This is a genomic window from Flavobacterium sp. (assembly GCF_965277525.1).
Lineage (GTDB): Bacteria > Bacteroidota > Bacteroidia > Flavobacteriales > Flavobacteriaceae > Flavobacterium.
Window position 1 is genome coordinate 1541988 of the sequence record NZ_CBDIDC010000005.1, and the last position, 16480, is coordinate 1558467.

At 33.4% G+C, this 16480-nt stretch carries 17 protein-coding genes; 6 read left to right on the forward strand and 11 right to left on the reverse strand.

From position 1 onward, the window contains the following. Positions 1 to 86: 86 nt before the first annotated feature. Both frr and pyrH read right to left on the reverse strand, forming a co-directional pair. Positions 87 to 650: a ribosome recycling factor gene (gene frr, locus ACQY44_RS15015; RefSeq protein WP_428231132.1), complete on the reverse strand. Its 564-nt coding sequence runs from the start codon at positions 648 to 650 to the stop codon at positions 87 to 89. Between the two features lie 161 nt (positions 651 to 811). Then, positions 812 to 1519 (reverse strand): UMP kinase, encoded by a 708-nt coding sequence (gene pyrH, locus ACQY44_RS15020; protein WP_428231133.1) that lies wholly within the window; start codon positions 1517 to 1519, stop codon positions 812 to 814. 189 nt (positions 1520 to 1708) lie between these two features. Between pyrH and ACQY44_RS15025 the strand changes: the two genes are divergently transcribed. Beyond that, on the forward strand, positions 1709 to 2323 hold the full coding sequence (locus ACQY44_RS15025) for a thioredoxin family protein (RefSeq protein ID WP_428231134.1): 615 nt from the start codon (positions 1709 to 1711) through the stop codon (positions 2321 to 2323). A gap of 1 nt (position 2324) precedes the next feature. Continuing rightward, positions 2325 to 3065, forward strand: a complete 741-nt coding sequence (locus ACQY44_RS15030; protein ID WP_428231135.1) for a phytanoyl-CoA dioxygenase family protein — start codon at positions 2325 to 2327, stop codon at positions 3063 to 3065. Positions 3066 to 3525: 460 nt separating this feature from the next. Here the strand turns inward: ACQY44_RS15030 and ACQY44_RS15035 are convergent, their stop codons facing one another. The 5 genes from ACQY44_RS15035 to ACQY44_RS15055 form a co-directional block, all read right to left on the reverse strand. Next, positions 3526 to 4056 (reverse strand): hypothetical protein, encoded by a 531-nt coding sequence (locus tag ACQY44_RS15035; protein WP_428231136.1) that lies wholly within the window; start codon positions 4054 to 4056, stop codon positions 3526 to 3528. A gap of 146 nt (positions 4057 to 4202) precedes the next feature. Beyond that, positions 4203 to 4892, reverse strand: coding sequence for a tRNA pseudouridine(55) synthase TruB (truB, locus tag ACQY44_RS15040; protein WP_428231137.1), 690 nt, complete (start codon positions 4890 to 4892; stop codon positions 4203 to 4205). Further along, complete coding sequence (locus tag ACQY44_RS15045) at positions 4892 to 5689, reverse strand: undecaprenyl-diphosphate phosphatase (RefSeq protein WP_428231138.1); 798 nt, start codon at positions 5687 to 5689, stop codon at positions 4892 to 4894. Before ACQY44_RS15045 ends, truB begins: the two co-directional genes overlap by 1 nt. Before the next feature lie 104 nt (positions 5690 to 5793). Beyond that, a complete protein-coding gene (locus tag ACQY44_RS15050; RefSeq protein ID WP_428231139.1) occupies positions 5794 to 6036 on the reverse strand; it encodes a DUF3098 domain-containing protein in 243 nt (80 codons plus the stop codon). A 77-nt stretch (positions 6037 to 6113) separates the two neighbouring features. Beyond that, on the reverse strand, positions 6114 to 6989 hold the full coding sequence (locus ACQY44_RS15055) for a cell division protein FtsX (protein ID WP_428231140.1): 876 nt from the start codon (positions 6987 to 6989) through the stop codon (positions 6114 to 6116). A 162-nt stretch (positions 6990 to 7151) separates the two neighbouring features. Here ACQY44_RS15055 and leuS point away from each other — a divergent pair, with 162 nt between their 5' ends. Beyond that, the gene (leuS, locus tag ACQY44_RS15060) at positions 7152 to 10019 is read left to right on the forward strand and encodes a leucine--tRNA ligase (protein ID WP_428231141.1); all 2868 of its coding nucleotides are present in this window, start codon (positions 7152 to 7154) and stop codon (positions 10017 to 10019) included. Positions 10020 to 10210: 191 nt separating this feature from the next. On the opposite strand, the gene ACQY44_RS15065 is transcribed toward leuS, so the two are convergent. After that, positions 10211 to 10615, reverse strand: a complete 405-nt coding sequence (locus tag ACQY44_RS15065) for an MmpS family transport accessory protein (protein WP_428231142.1) — start codon at positions 10613 to 10615, stop codon at positions 10211 to 10213. A gap of 166 nt (positions 10616 to 10781) precedes the next feature. On the opposite strand from ACQY44_RS15065, the gene ACQY44_RS15070 reads away from it, so the two are divergent. The 3 genes from ACQY44_RS15070 to ACQY44_RS15080 all read left to right on the forward strand — a co-directional run bounded on the left by ACQY44_RS15070 (position 10782) and on the right by ACQY44_RS15080 (position 14200). Then, on the forward strand, positions 10782 to 12791 hold the full coding sequence (locus ACQY44_RS15070; protein WP_428231143.1) for a tetratricopeptide repeat-containing sensor histidine kinase: 2010 nt from the start codon (positions 10782 to 10784) through the stop codon (positions 12789 to 12791). Further along, the gene (locus tag ACQY44_RS15075) at positions 12784 to 13419 is read left to right on the forward strand and encodes a response regulator (RefSeq protein ID WP_428231144.1); all 636 of its coding nucleotides are present in this window, start codon (positions 12784 to 12786) and stop codon (positions 13417 to 13419) included. The genes ACQY44_RS15070 and ACQY44_RS15075 overlap by 8 nt, the downstream gene beginning before the upstream one ends. A gap of 94 nt (positions 13420 to 13513) precedes the next feature. Next, a complete protein-coding gene (locus ACQY44_RS15080; RefSeq protein ID WP_428231203.1) occupies positions 13514 to 14200 on the forward strand; it encodes a zinc metallopeptidase in 687 nt (228 codons plus the stop codon). Positions 14201 to 14340: 140 nt separating this feature from the next. On the opposite strand, the gene ACQY44_RS15085 is transcribed toward ACQY44_RS15080, so the two are convergent. The 3 genes from ACQY44_RS15085 to ACQY44_RS15095 form a co-directional block, all read right to left on the reverse strand. Beyond that, positions 14341 to 14811, reverse strand: a complete 471-nt coding sequence (locus tag ACQY44_RS15085; RefSeq protein ID WP_035681816.1) for an Lrp/AsnC family transcriptional regulator — start codon at positions 14809 to 14811, stop codon at positions 14341 to 14343. A gap of 140 nt (positions 14812 to 14951) precedes the next feature. Beyond that, positions 14952 to 15701 (reverse strand): uroporphyrinogen-III synthase, encoded by a 750-nt coding sequence (locus ACQY44_RS15090; RefSeq protein ID WP_173965978.1) that lies wholly within the window; start codon positions 15699 to 15701, stop codon positions 14952 to 14954. Between the two features lie 14 nt (positions 15702 to 15715). Then, positions 15716 to 16384 carry a DUF4271 domain-containing protein gene (locus tag ACQY44_RS15095; RefSeq protein WP_428231145.1) on the reverse strand — a complete coding sequence of 223 codons (669 nt, stop codon included), beginning with the start codon at positions 16382 to 16384 and terminating at the stop codon, positions 15716 to 15718. Positions 16385 to 16480 lie beyond the last annotated feature (96 nt).

Below are 16480 nucleotides of genomic sequence, written 5' to 3' on the forward strand. Positions count from 1 at the left end.
ATGTGATTTTGGTATGCAAAAATAAGAATAAAAAAATCCGTCTAGTACAATTTAACTAAACGGATATTTATTTTATGATCAAATGATTATACCTTCATGATTTCGGCCTCTTTTGCAGCCAATAATTCATCGATTTTTTTGATATAGGTATTGGTTAGATTCTGAACTTGTTCCTCAGCAGATTTACAAACGTCTTCAGAAGTTCCTTCTTTTTCTAATTTTTTGATATCTGTATTGGCATCTTTACGCACATTACGTACACCAATTTTTGCATCTTCAGCTTCAGATTTTGCTTGTTTCGCTAAATCTCTACGACGCTCTTCTGTCAAAGGCGGCACGCTAATAATGATTACATCGCCATTATTCATGGGATTAAAACCGATATTAGCCACCATAATTGCTTTTTCGATAACCTGTAACATGTTTTTCTCGAAAGGTTGCAATGTAATTGTTCTGGCATCCGGAACACTAATTTTTGCTACTTGCGATAATGGTGTTGCTGATCCGTAATAATCTACAAAAACACTTCCTAGCATTGCCGGAGAAGCTTTTCCTGCACGAATGTTAAGAAATTCTTTCTCTAAATGCGCAATCGAACCATTCATTGATTCTTCAGTACTATCTAATATAAATTCTATTTCTTCAGTCATTTTTTTAGATTTTTAGATTTTCAGATGGTTAGATTTTTAGATTTCTAAAAATAGTATCATCTAATTATACTAACTATATATTTTTTATTTTTTTTAAAATGTGGGCAATTATTGAAATTTAGAGAAATCTAACGATCTAAAATTCGAATAATCTAAGTAGTCTAAATATTTACTACAGTTCCTATGTTTTCACCTTCGCAAATTTTTAATAAATTTCCAATTTTGTTCATATCAAAAACAACGATTGGCAATTTGTTTTCCTGGCTTAAAGTAAAAGCGGTTGTATCCATTACGTTTAATCCTTTTTTAAGGACATCTTCAAACGAAATAAAATCGAATTTTACTGCTGATGCATTTTTTTCAGGATCAGAATCATAAACACCATCAACGCGGGTTCCTTTTAGGATTACATCTGCATTGATTTCAATTCCTCTTAAGACAGCAGCTGTATCGGTAGTAAAATAAGGGTTTCCTGTTCCTGCTCCAAAAATTACAATTCTTCCTTTTTCAAGATGACGATCAGCTCTTCTTTTGATATAAGGTTCTGCAATAGACTCCATTTTTAAGGCAGTCTGTAAACGGGTTTTCATCCCTTTTTCTTCAAGAGCACCTTGTAATGCCATTCCGTTTATAACCGTAGCAAGCATTCCCATATAATCGCCTTGTACTCTATCCATACCGGCACTTGCTCCTGCAACGCCTCTAAAAATATTTCCTCCTCCAATAACAATAGCAATTTCTACCCCTTTACTGTGAATTTGCTTAATTTCTTCGGCATATTCGGCCAGTCTTTTAGGGTCAATTCCGTATTGTAAATCACCCATCAAGGCTTCGCCGCTCAGTTTTAGAAGAATTCTTTTATATTTCATGTGTTGTTGCGTTAATTTGTGCAAATATAGACATATTCTGATTTTTAAAAATAATGTTTTCAAAAAAATACTTGTTCTTTTATTTTTAAATTTATAGGGATTTTTGAGGATTTTTTTGAAGGTGACAAAAGTCATTCTTTGGGTCTTCTTGAAATTTGTAATTTTATGCAATTCAAAAATTAAACAAATATGAAAAATACTATTGCCAAAGCATTATTTAAAAGTTATACCTATCCTGAATACCGAAAATTAGTGGCTGATTTGTTGGTCGATGGAAAGTCAACCGGTAACGAACAATCTGAAGCATTAACGAACTATAGTAAATTAAATGATGCCAGAATGAACCGATTGGATAAAACGATAAAACTTACCGATGAAATCGCTTCTAAAATAGAAAATCTGGATAAACGATTTATTTGGCTGGTCATTTCTGAAGGCTGGTGCGGCGATGCGGCACAAATACTTCCTGTTATTAATAAAATGGCTATGACATCACATAAAAAAATCGATCTTCGAATTGTGCTGCGTGATGAAAATGAGGAGCTAATGAATGAGTATCTTACTAATGGAGGAAAAGCGATACCCAAAGTTATAATTATTTGTAAAGAGACAGGTATAGTTCGTGCAGATTGGGGGCCAAGACCAAAAGGTGCAACCGAATTAATGGCAAATCATAAAAAAGAATTTGGTGTTATTGATGAAAAAATTAAAACAGATCTTCAGTTGTGGTATCTCGCAGATAAAGGCGTAAGTACTCAAAATGAACTTATGGAATTACTACATTTGATCACAAGTCGAGAATGATATGAATAATTATGAACAGAGTGGATATTTCTATTTAGAGAATTTTTTCTCTGAAAATGAAGTTGCGGGTATTGAAAAAATACTGATTAAATTTCATGAATTGTGGTTGACTGATCATGCCGAAAATTATAAAAACGGAATTTTAAACAGTCATAGTCTGACTTCCGGTAATTATCTTAATGAAGAAGAAAAAATTACTCTTTTTAATTTTATTTCACAGGACAAATTTCAGGAACTCTTAAAAGGAATTTTTCCTAATACCCCAATTTTTTTGAACACGCAGCTTTTTTTCGACCCAAAAAGCAGAGATCAGAAAAATTATTGGCATCGCGATATTCAATATACAGGAATGTCAGTTGAGGACCAAAAGCAGGCGATAAAGACTCAAAATGTAGTTCATTTCAGAATTCCTGTGAAAAGTGAACTTGGAATTGAACTGATTCCTAAAACACATCGTGAATGGGATTTGCAAAAAGAATTTGATGTGAGAAACTCTTTAAAAGGTTGTAATCAAAGTGATGATTTGGAACGTGGTGAAATTGTAAAATTGGACCGTGGGGATTTATTAGTTTTTTCAGCCAATATGATTCATCGCGGTATTTATGGAAATAACAGATTTTCTTTAGATATCATTTTCTGCGACAATATTCCCCAAATGAAAAATTTTGTTGACAGAAATAACCTGCCATCGTCTAAAGTTTTTGAAGCAATAAGAAACAAAAAGATTTTCGATTTTTTATAAATCAGTATAATACCATTGATAGTACGAAATCTTAAATTTAAACAACAATCGCTTTTTAATGAATTAAGCCTTTTGATTCGTTGTTTTATATTTAATTTGCTGTTGTTTAGGGTTTTGTATTTTAAAAAGTTGTTAAAATATTTGGTTTGTTTTAAATATTTTGTAACTTAGTAAAAGAATCCCACTTCTATTATTTATTTTTTGATTTACTCTTTTTATTGGTGTCTATTTAATGTTTAACAATTAAAAAATACACTATTATGAAAAAGTTATTCGAAAGGTTTTATGATTTTGTTTCAGGTTTGTTGTTTGGAGGAAAGAATGTTTCTCATTATTAACTTCAAAAAACAAAAGCTATGGAGTAAAACTACTTTGATTTAGAAGTTGGCACATTACTATTGTTTGAGTTGTAATGTGCTTCTTTATTTTATAATAGGTTTGATTTAAATTGCTATTCAAATTAGAAACTTATTACAGAAATCCCAAAACTGAGACTGCCAACACTTTTAAATTCATGAAGAGGATAACCAAAATCAGCTACTTCTATGAATAATGTTTTATCATCTCCTGTAATTCCAATTCTGGCTTTTTTGTATGTACCACTCAAATTACCCCGGCCCAGGGCAAAACTTTTTCCGTAACCTACTTGCATGGTAATTCTCGTGCTCTCTGCAATTTTAGGGCTTAATCCAAAATTAAGGTAAACCGGAACAGCTACTAGTTTTTCATTCCATTTCCAGTCAAGGCCACTGTGAATCCCTAAAGTTACCCATTGATTATAATGAATGCCGTAACCCAGTTTTGAACCCAAACCATCTGGTAGAAGCCATGGTTGTTTGTCGCCTTCATATTTAGGGGCGTCACCGTAATCCGGATTTCCTGTTATTGAGGCATTAACATCAAATTGAATGTAAGTGAATTTTCTTTCCTGAGCGTAAAGTGTCGTGGCGAAGTAAAAAAAAGTAAAAATCGCGAATAAACAATATTTCATAAAATTGATTTAGGCTTGTCTTTGCTGTGAAATATTTTGTTTCAGTAAGCTCAGAATTTGCAAAATGATTTTGTGAAAGATATTTAAAAATCGTGATAATTTGTAGAGAGCAAAAAAGAATATTTAAAATAGATAAAAAAGGCTTTTTATTGTAAGCTTTCTTCAAATAAAGTAACATCAATGGCATCTTTTACATCATAGTCCCCAATTTTTGTCCGGCGTAAAACGGTTAAATGTGATCCTGAATTCATGGCCTTTCCAAAATCATACGCTAGAGAACGAATGTAAGTTCCTTTGCTGCAAACGACTCTAAAGTCGATTTCAGGCAAAGCAATTCGGGTAATCTCAAATTCGTGAATGGTAGTTTTTCTGCTGGCAATTTCTATTGTTTCCCCAGCACGAGCATGTTCATACAAGCGAACACCATCTTTTTTGATAGCGGAGAAAATAGGAGGTTTTTGATCAATTTCTCCTAAAAATTGTTTCACGGTTTCATGAATCAAAGCTTCATCGATATGTGAAGTTGGATAAGTTTCGTCGATTTCGGTTTCTAAATCATAGGATGGAGTAGTGGCACCGATATAAAAAGTTCCTGTATATTCTTTGGCCTGTCCTTGCAGCTCAGTAATTCTTTTGGTGAATTTTCCGGTACAAATCAGTAGCAAGCCGGTTGCCAGAGGATCTAATGTTCCGGCGTGACCAATTTTGAACTTTTTAGGAAGTCCGACTTTATTGATCAAAAGATATTTTAATTTATTGACAGCTTGAAACGAACTCCATTTTAAAGGTTTGTCTATCAATAAAATTTGTCCGTCTAAATATTCTTCAGTTGTCATTATATAATAGTAAGTCTATGAATGAAAAAGTGAATCAACAATAAAGCGATTCCGGCGATTATACGGTAATAACCAAAAACTTTAAAGCCATTTTTAGTCAAAAATCCAATGAAGGTTTTAATGGCTAAAAGAGCTACAATAAAAGCAACAACATTTCCAATAACCAATAAGTTGATTTGATCGTGTGATAACTCGAACCCCGCTTTATAGTAATCGTAGCATTTTTTTGCTGTTGCACCTAACATAGTGGGTACAGCCAAAAAGAATGAGAATTCTGCTGCTGTTGTTCGGGTTAATTTTTGAGACATTCCGCCCACAATACTTGCACCACTTCTTGAAACTCCCGGAATCATAGCAAGACACTGAAACATTCCAATTTTGAAAGCTTGTAAATAGGTGATTTCCTGAGATGTTTCGGCAGTGTTTGGTTTGTTGAACCATTCGTCAACTTTCAATAAAATCAATCCTCCTATTAAAAGTGAAACGGCAACGGTAACGGGATTTTCTAATAAACCATCAATAAAATCGCTTAATAATAATCCTAAAACCACAGCTGGAATAAATGCTACTAAAAGTTTGAAATAAAAATCCAGTGTTTGAAAGAAACGTTTGAAATATAAAACAACTACAGAAAGTATAGCGCCAAGCTGAATAACAATCGTAAAAAGTTTAGTAAAATCTTCGTGAGCAATTCCGAAAAAAGAAGAGGCAATAATCATGTGGCCAGTTGAAGAAACAGGTAAAAATTCTGTGATTCCTTCAATTATAGCAAGAACAATAGCTTGTAATGTATTCATTTAATTTAGATTGTCAGATTATTAGACTTCTTAAATGACAGACTTTTTAAAGAGATTAATTGAATAATCTAAAGATCTAAGTTGTCTAAACAGTCTAAGGAAGTCTACTTAGATTTTTTGAAAATAGAATAAATCGTGATTCCAAAACCAATTAAAACAGTTGTTGGAGCTAAACGGATACGTCTAAAATTAAAAACATCTTCATTAAAAATATTAGGGTCTTTACTTCCTCCACCAGACATTAAGATAAAGCCTAATGCAATAACACCAATCCCGATTAATAGAATTTTGTAATTAATACCATCAAAAAGGAATTCTTGTTTTTGTTCTTTTTTATTATTTTCCATTGTTTTTATTTTGTAAACCTGAGCAAAATCAAAGGTCTTTATTATAACTGTTTCAATCTAAAATGAACAATCTAAAATTAATACAGATCGTCAGTTCTTAAATTAAGGAAACGTTGTGTTGCAAAATGTGTACTTACCCAAGTGATTAAAACTCCTAATCCGAAAACGGCTAATAAGACCAATCCAATTAAAGCTTTGTCTTCTAAAATGCCTAGTCCCGGGAAATTGGTTTCTACATACAGTAAAACTCCAATTAGAGCGATAATCGCCAATCCTGCACCTAACATTCCTAATTTTACGCTACGCATTACAAAAGGCTTACGGATAAAGGCTTTTGTAGCGCCCACCATTTGCATGGTTTTAATGATGAAACGGTTGGAGTGTATCGATAAACGCAAGGAACTATTGATTAATAAAACAGCTATTATGGCAAGGAAACCGCTAATAATCAAAATCCACATACTTACTTTTTTGATGTTGTCGTTTACCAGGTTTACTAATTGTTTGTCGTAAACAATGTCTTCGATCATGGTATTTTGGCGTAAACTGCTTTCAATTTTAGTAATACTGTCTCTTTCAACATAATCTGCTTTTAAGTGAATGTCATAAGAGTTCAATAACGGGTTTTCTCCCAGAAAAGTAAGGAAATCTTCTCCAATAATATCCGTATGTTCTTTTGCGGCCTTTTCTTTAGAAACGTAAACATAAGATCTTGCGAAAGGTGCTCTTTTCAATTGGGTATTAAATGCTTTTATCACACTATCATTAGCTTCATTTTTAAAGAAAACCGTCATTGCGATTTTTTCTTTAAAATCATTAGCCAGTTTTTTAGAATTGATAATGAATAATCCCAGCACTCCTAAAAGGAATAAAACCAGAAATACACTTAGTACAACCGAAAAATAAGAGGAAATTAACCTGCGCTTTTGAAATTTATCAAAGTTAGAACTCATAGTTTGCTTAAATTATGTGGTAAAAATAATAAAGAATTTCTTTATTTGAAGTTAATAACGACCAAAGTTTTAACTTTCGTACAATAAATGTAAATTTGCGGACTTAATTCAGTGATAAAAACTTTGAACCTTTGTCACTTTGCAACTTTGAACTTTTTTATAATGAAATACAATCCAAACGAAATCGAAGAAAAATGGCAAAAATATTGGGCTGAAAACCAAACTTTTGCTGCAGAAAACAACTCTGAAAAACCGAAGCATTATGTATTAGACATGTTTCCTTACCCGTCAGGTGCAGGATTACACGTTGGGCATCCGCTGGGTTATATTGCTTCAGATGTTTATTCTCGTTTCAAAAGACATCAGGGTTTTAACGTTTTGCACCCAATGGGGTATGACAGTTTTGGATTGCCGGCAGAACAATACGCCATACAAACAGGGCAGCGTCCCGAAGATACAACACGTGTAAATATTGACGGTGGAGTTGATAAAGAAGGAAAACAAATTGCGGGTTACCGTAAACAATTAGATAAAATAGGATTTTCATTTGACTGGAGTCGTGAAGTGCGTACTTCAAATCCTGATTATTACAAACATACACAATGGATTTTTATCCAATTGTTCAATTCCTGGTATTGCAGAAAAGAAGGCAAAGCTTTTGATATTTCGCATCTGATAACTGTTTTTGAGGAAGAAGGAAATGTTTTGGTTGAGGCAGTTTGCGATGATAATGTTGCCATTTTTACTGCAGCAGAATGGAATTCATATTCTGAAGATCAAAAAGAAAAAATCCTTTTGCAATACAGAATGACCTATTTGGCAGAAACAGAAGTCAACTGGTGTCCAGGTTTAGGAACTGTTTTGGCAAATGACGAAATCGTAAACGGAGTTTCTGAACGTGGAGGATATCCTGTTATTCGTAAAAAAATGACCCAATGGAGCATGCGAATTTCGGCTTATGCAGAACGTTTGTTGCAAGGTTTGAATGATGTTGACTGGAGCGAATCTATTAAAGAATCACAAAGAAACTGGATTGGAAAATCGGTAGGAGCTTTAGTGAGATTTAATGTAAAAGGTCATGACGAAATTATCGAAGTATTCACTACTCGCCCTGATACCATCTTTGGAGTAACGTTTATGACTTTGGCACCGGAACATGATTTGGTGGCTAAAATTACAACTCCGGAACAAAAAGCAGCAGTTGAGGCATATATCGAAAAAACAGCAAAACGTTCAGAGCGTGAGCGTATGGCCGATGTAAAAACCATTTCGGGAGTATTTACCGGAGCGTATGCAGAACATCCTTTTACAAAGGAACCAATTCCGGTTTGGATAGGTGATTATGTTTTGGCAGGTTACGGAACGGGTGCTGTAATGGCGGTTCCTTGTGGAGACGAAAGAGATTACGCTTTTACGAATTTCTTTAAAGGTCAAAACGGAATGCCGGAAATCAGGAATATTTTTGCCAATGTTGACATTTCTGAAGCGGCTTACGGTTCGAAAGACAATGTTGAAATTGCCAATTCTGATTTCTTAAACGGATTAAATTATAAAGCGGCAACTCAAAAGGCGATAGCTGAATTAGAAAAAATAGGACAAGGGACCGGAAAAACAAATTATCGTCTGCGTGATGCTGTTTTCTCTCGTCAGCGTTATTGGGGAGAACCTTTCCCTGTATATTATGTAAATGGTTTGCCAAAGATGATCGATGCGCAGCATTTGCCAATTATTTTGCCAGAAGTAGAGAAATATTTACCAACCGAAGATGGTTTGCCTCCGTTAGGAAACGCAACAATCTGGGCTTGGGATACTAAAAACAATGAAGTTGTAAATACGGATTTGGTTGATAATTTCGAAATATTTCCTCTTGAATTGAACACCATGCCAGGTTGGGCGGGAAGTTCATGGTATTGGATGCGTTATATGGATGCGCACAATGAGAACGAAATTGCAAGTAAAGAAGCGTTGAAATATTGGGAAAGTGTTGATTTGTATATTGGAGGAAGTGAACACGCAACCGGACACCTGTTGTATTCTCGTTTCTGGAATAAATTCTTAAAAGATAAAGGCTTTGCGCCAACTGAAGAGCCATTTAAAAAACTGATCAATCAGGGTATGATTTTAGGGACTACTGCTTATGTTTACAGGCTAGAAGGAACGAATACGTTTGTTTCTAAAAATAAAATTACAGACCAAAATGTGCAGCCAATTCGTGTAGATGTTCATTTCGTAAACTCTTCTGATGAATTGAATATTGAAAAGTTCAAAAGCTGGAGAGAAGATTTTAATACTGCCGAATTTATTTTTGATGAAAACGGAAAATACATTGTAGGCCGTGAAGTTGAAAAAATGTCGAAATCATATTATAATGTAGTAACTCCGGATGATATTTGTAATGAATACGGCGCTGATACCTTGCGTTTATACGAGATGTTCTTAGGGCCTTTAGAGCAAGCTAAACCTTGGAATACCGCTGGAATTTCGGGAGTTTTTGGTTTCCTGAAAAAATTATGGCGTTTGTACTTTGATGAGAATAATGGTTTAATTGTAAACAACGACGAACCAACAAAAGACAATTTAAAATCATTACATAAAACCATCAAGAAGGTAGCAGAAGATATCGAGAGTTTCTCTTTTAATACTTCGGTTTCCCAGTTTATGATTTGTGTGAACGAATTGTCGGCTCAAAACTGTCATTCCAAAGCAATCTTAGAACCTTTGGCTATTTTGGTTTCGCCTTATGCACCGCATATAGCAGAAGAATTATGGTTTCAATTAGGTCATACCACTTCTATTGCAACAGTTGCCTTTCCGGTTTTTGAAGCCAAACATTTAGTGGAGACGAATAAAGAATACCCGGTTTCTTTCAACGGAAAAATGCGTTTCACTATCGAATTGCCTTTGGATTTAACTAAGGAAGAAATCGAAGAAATCATCATGAAAGATGAAAGAACATTGAAACAATTAGATGGTAAAACACCAAATAAAGTGATTATTGTTCCTGGGAAGATAATTAACCTTGTAGGGTAAGTAATTTTAATACTCCAATAATTTAAAATTCCAAATTCCAACTTTTGTTGGGGTTTGGAATTTTTTTTTATGTCTATTTTTTAATAGTCTGATTGAAAAATTTGAAGAAGTTAACAATCAATTGTGGTAAAAAAAGAAGGCTCCCTATGGTTTACAGAGCCTTCTTTTAAAATTAAATTACCAACTAAGCATTATTTTATAGGAAACACATAAGTGCCTGGTACTAATACAATAATCCCGTCTTCAGTTGCAGTTGCAGTTAATTCCTTTACCACTTTTCCTCCGATATAAACTTTAGCAGTTAAAGTTTGTCCTTTTACACCACCGTAACCGCTTGTTTGTACAGCTGCTGCCTGAGCATCAGCATTTGCTGTGAATTCTTTAGTCCATGGTAGTGTTGTAATATCTTCGATGAGCGCAGAGCTGCTTTTTTCAAGATAAGTTACACTAAGTTTTCCCGCATAATTTCCTGTTATCTCATATTTAACATCTCTTGATGTGGTTGATCCTGAGTTGTTATCGTTGTCGCTGCTGCAAGATACCGCTGTAAAAGCAAGAGTCAGTACAATTGCCAGAGTTTTCAAAATTGATTTCATAATAAAATTCTTTAATAATTAATATTTGTTCTAACAAAATTAGACGCTTATTAACGAAACGTCAATACCTGATTAAGTGTAATTTGCATTACCTGATATCAGGTAAAAATGAGTCGTTTTTTTTGAAATATTTTTAATTTTAATAAATTTGGGGAAACCACCCTTCATGAAGAAATTTTACTCCTTTTTATTTTTGTTGCTATTTTCTGCCATTTCTTATTCACAAGTTATTCTTTCTTTAGACGATGACAGGATTTACATCGATAGTATTGCTGCTATTGCTAAAAATGCTCATTCTGATAGTGTAAAAAGTATTTATAGCTTCAAATTGTCAAAATTATATTTGATGATTCAGGATGTTCAAAAATCCAAAGAATATCTGCAACAGGCCAACAGGCTAAAAACTAAATTCCCTTTTTTGAATGATGCATCGATTTTTTACAATTCGTATAATTTTTTGGAAAAGGGAGATGCTAATGGTTTTGAGAAAGCGCTGCTTGAAGCGAATACTAAATTGAAAAAATACAACAATACTGAAGCTTACAGGTTGCGGGCTATTGTACTTCAGAATTATGGTGTGATGCAGCAAAGACGCAATAATGAAAAAGGCTATATGAGAATATTAGTCAATGAAGCGATTCCTGTTGCTAAAAAAAGCGGCGATTATGAATTGATAAGTGGTTTGTATAAGGCTGTTGCTATTATTTTTATGAATAACAACGATCGTGAAAAAGCCAGTGAGTATTTGCGGGACGCACAATATTATATAGAATTGGCTACTAAAAAATCCCCAACTTTAGCAGAGTCTAAAATGGAGACTTATATTATTAATGCCGAGAATTTAGTCGAATTAAAAAGATTCTATGATGCAAAGAAAGTACTTGACAAGGCTTATTCTACATTGGAAAATCATCCGGAATCGAATTTAAATGATTCTTATTTTTATTCGGAGGGAATATATTATGCGAAGCAAAATAAACATGAAAAAGCTTTGGAGAGTTATGAAAAGGGAATTAAATCAGCGGAAAAGCATTTCAATCAGATTGCGCTAAATAGATTGAAATTTGCTGAATATGAAGTTCTTTTTAAATTAAAAAACTATGATAAAGCAAAAGCTAATTTAGAATATCTCCTTGAAAAGACGCCTTTTATTGTAGATAAAAAGAATTATTACAATGAGTTGTCGAAGATTTACAATGCAACTAAAAATTATGATAAAGCTTATTTTTATGCGAATAAGTATAATGTTATAAATGATAGTTTGAATGATACCAAATTTCAAACTGAAATAGTAGAACTTGAGGCAAAATATAAAAAAGCCGAAAATGAGAAGAAAATAACCTTACTTCAGTCAGCAAACGAAAAAGCGGCATTGTTGGTAAATAATAATCGTCTGAATTCTATTCTTTTTGCGGTGTTGTCAGTTCTGTTGTTTCTAATCGTTCTGTTTTTATGGATCCTGAATAAAAATCAGAAAAAGCTAAGTGTTCAAAAAGAAATTAATCATGAGCAGGAGTTAAGTGCACTGGAAAATCAGCAAAAATTATCAGTTTCTAATGCTTTGATTGAAGGAGAAGAAGTCGAGAGAAAAAGAATCGCCAGAGACTTACATGACGGATTAGGAAGTATGCTTTCCGGATTAAAAATTCATTTGAAACTGGCTGAGAAAGAAAATGCACTAAGTCCGGCAGAAATCAATACCTTATTAGATAATTCGATTAAAGAATTAAGGAATATTTCGCAAAATTTAATGCCGGAAAGTTTGTTAAAGTTGAGCTTGGAGCATGCGTTGCGAGATTTGTGTACAGCAAATTCAAATGCTAAGACTAAAATTGAATTTCAGTATTTGGTGCAAAAACCAAATTTACCCAAGAATTATGAAATTGTGATATACAGAATTATTCAGGAGTTATTGAATAATGCTCTAAAATATTCCGGTGCATCAGAAATTTTGGTTTCCTGTTCTCAGAACAAGGATACTTTCTTTATTACGGTTGAGGATAATGGGATTGGTTTTGATGTTTCGAATAAAAACAACAGCGGAATGGGATTAAGAAATATTAAAAATCGTGTTGAAATTCTAAAAGGAAAACTGGAAATCGAAAGTGAATTAAACAAAGGAACTTCTGCTTACATTGAATTAAAAATAAAAAACGAAACAGTATCAAATGGATAATGTATATAAAACGATAATTGTAGACGATCACCCGATTGTGATTTCGGGAATTTCGGGATTGCTTTCGGATTTAGAAACTGTAGAGATCGTAGGGAAATTGCAATCCGGAGTAATTCTGGTTGATTATATAGAAGAAAATCAGGTTGATTTGATTTTAATGGATATTTTTTTACCGGTTATTAATGGTGTTGATCTTTGTAAAACAATTAAACAAAGGTATCCTCGAATCATTATTATCGGGATGAGCAGTCAATCTGAAAGAAGTCTGGTGATGCAGTTTATTCAGAATGGTGGTAATGGTTATATTCTTAAAAGTGCTTCGTTTGAAGAATTTAAACGTTGTATTAATAAAGCGATTGAGGGTGAAATTGTGTTTAGTGATGAAGTTAAAACGATTATCAGTCAGCCCTTGTCGGATGATTTAAAGCATATTCCAAGTTTGAGCAGGAGAGAAAAAGATATTACTTTGTTACTTTCAAAAGGTAAATCAACTCAGGAAATTGCAGATGAATTGTTTTTAAGTTTTCTAACTGTTCAAACACACAGACGTAATATTCTTCAGAAGTATAAAACTAAAAATGTAGCTGAATTGATTGCGTTTCTGCTAAAAAACAACCTTTTAAATTAGTTGAGTTTAGAATGCCAAAATGACATTTTTTGAAATTGGTTCAGAAATTGCTGATTGTTTTGTAACTTTAATAATAATCAAACAAAACAAAGATATGGGAAGTGGATATTTAATTCTTGCTGGAGCAATTATGTTGTTCAGCTGGATAGTGAGTTCAAAACTCAAGAGCAAATTTGAATTATATTCAAGAATACAATTAAGAAATGGAATGAGTGGCGCTGAAATTGCCGAAAAAATGTTGGCTGATAACGGGATCACTGATGTTCGTGTTATCTCGACTCCGGGGCAGTTAACAGATCATTATAATCCTACAGATAAAACAGTAAATTTAAGTGAGGCAGTTTATAATCATCGTAACGCGGCTGCGGCTGCAGTTGCGGCACACGAATGTGGGCATGCGGTACAGCACTCAATTGGCTATGAATGGCTGACAATGCGTTCTAAATTGGTGCCTATTGTAAACGTTGCATCGAGTTATATGCAATGGATTTTATTGGCCGGAATTCTTATGATTAGAACTTTTCCGCATTTATTACTGATTGGTATTATCATTTTTGCCGTAACGACTTTGTTCTCTATTATAACTTTGCCTGTAGAATATGACGCAAGTAACAGGGCATTGGCCTGGTTAGAAAATAAACACATGCTGACACAAGAGGAGCAGGCGGGAGCAAAGGATGCCTTAAAATGGGCTGCAAGAACATATTTGGTTGCTGCTATAGGATCGATCGCGACGTTGTTGTATTATATCTCGATTTATTCAGGAAGCAGAAGGAACTAAAATTGGTTAATGAGATAATTAGTCAATTAGATCATTTTTGTAACAAACCCGATGAGTTTAAAAGCTAATCGGGTTTGTTGTTTTGTAATGGTTTGAGGAATTATCTAATGATCAAATTGACACATTTTCTAATTGTAATTTTAAAGCTGAATCTGCCTGTCGATTTGCTGATCCAGGGAAATAAAAGTTTCCGTTCTTGAAACGCCTTCTATGGCTTGAATTTTAGTATTTAAAAGTTGCATCAAATGTTCGTTGTCGCGACAGATGATTTTGATCAAAACAGACCAGTTTCCTGTGGTATAATGACATTCGAGAACTTCGGGGATTTTTTTTAGGTCTTTTACGGCTTCAGAGTTTCGGGAAGCTTTGTCTAAGTAAACACCAACAAAAGCCATTGTATTATAACCCAGTACTTTTGGGTTTACAGTAAATTTAGAACCTGAAATCACACCTGATTGTTCCAGTTTCTTTAAACGCTGATGAATCGCAGCTCCTGAAATGCCTATTTTATTGGCAATTTGCAAAATTGGTTTTCGGGCATCATCCATTAAGTAACGAAGGATTTCCTTGTCGATACCGTCAATTTCAATTAAAAGGGAGTTGATTTTCATAAGAGTTATAATTTGAAACTAAATTTAGTTATTTGGTTTTAGTTAGAAATCAAATGTACTTAAAATGATTTAAAAAGAAAAATTCCAAATCTCAGCCTGTAAAGTTGAAATTTGGAATTTTAGGGTATTTTGTAAAAGGATTATTTTCCTTTGTTTGCTTCGCTTATATATTTTTCTAAAGCCATTGTCATAGAAGGAGTTTCAGGAGTTGGAGCAAGAATATCGATTCTTAAACCATGATCAAGAGCTTCTTTTTGAGTTGTGCTTCCAAAAACAGCAATTCTGGTATCGTTTTGTTTAAAATCAGGAAAGTTTTTAAACAATGATTTGATTCCGGTTGGACTAAAGAATGCTAAAACATCATAATAAACATCGGCAAGATCAGATAAGTCACTCATTACTGTTTTGTAAAAAACAGCTTGTGCCCAATCTACTTTCAGATTGTTTAATGTTATAGGAGCGTCAGCATTCAATTGATCAGATGCCGGTAGCAAGAACTTTTCGTCTTTGTATTTTTTGATAAGAGGAGATAAGTCTGCAAAATCTTTTGCTCCAACGTAGATTTTACGTTTTCTATACACAACATACTTTTGCAGGTAAAATGCAACAGCTTCAGATTGGCAGAAATATTTCAATCCTTCAGGAACTTTATAACGCATTTCATCTGCTACCCTGAAAAAATGATCCACCGCATTACGGCTTGTCAAAATTATTGCAGTGTAATGATTAAGATCGATTTTCTGTAATCGGATCTCTTTTGCATTAACTCCTTCCACATGAATAAATGGTCTGAAATCAATTTTTATTTTGTGTTTTTGTTGGAGCTCAAAGTAAGGAGAATTTTCCACTTTAGGTTCAGGCTGTGACACCAAAATTGTTTTCACTTTCATATTGTAAACTTTTTCTAAGCACTCCCTTTTGTAATCCAATAATAGAGAAAATAATAAGGGGCTATTTCAAGAGCGCAAAGATATAAAATAAAATAAAATAACTTGCCGATTATTACGTTTTGATACGTTTTTATTGAAATAAAATATGAATACAGGCTGATACACAAGGAAATACCTATGATTGCTATGGGTATAATTTTAGGAATATTGTCATAATAAAACAAAATTGCATTAATAGGGAGTACTAAAACACCAATATAAGTTCTATAGGTAACTTTTTGTAAGTTAAAAAGGTCGGCAAACTCATCGATGTTGAATGAAGTTGCTACGATTTTTTCGATTAAAAATTTCGCCAGAATAAAATAAAGTAAAAAGGTAGCGATCTGAATAAATAAAATCCAGTCGGTTTTTGAGCCGTATCCAAAAATATGCATCGTCAACTGAATGAAAAAAGCATACGAAACAATTTGCACGAAAAACAAACCAACCGTAAAACTACTTTTCAGGTGGTTGTTATCACGATATATTTTTGCGTATTTGTCTGAGAAAATAAGCCTGCTAAATTCACTAAATCTGGTTTCATAAGCAGATTTAGTCATAGCAACTACAGCAAATGTCAACACAAATAAAAGTGTTGCCCAGTCTTTGTTTTCGATAATTCGAGGGTGAAGTTGTTCAATCATAACGACACAAAATTAGTAATTTTTTGTATCAATAGTTTTATTATATATTTATTATGAATCAAATGCTATAAAAAGTTTACTTTTGCGATGAAATTT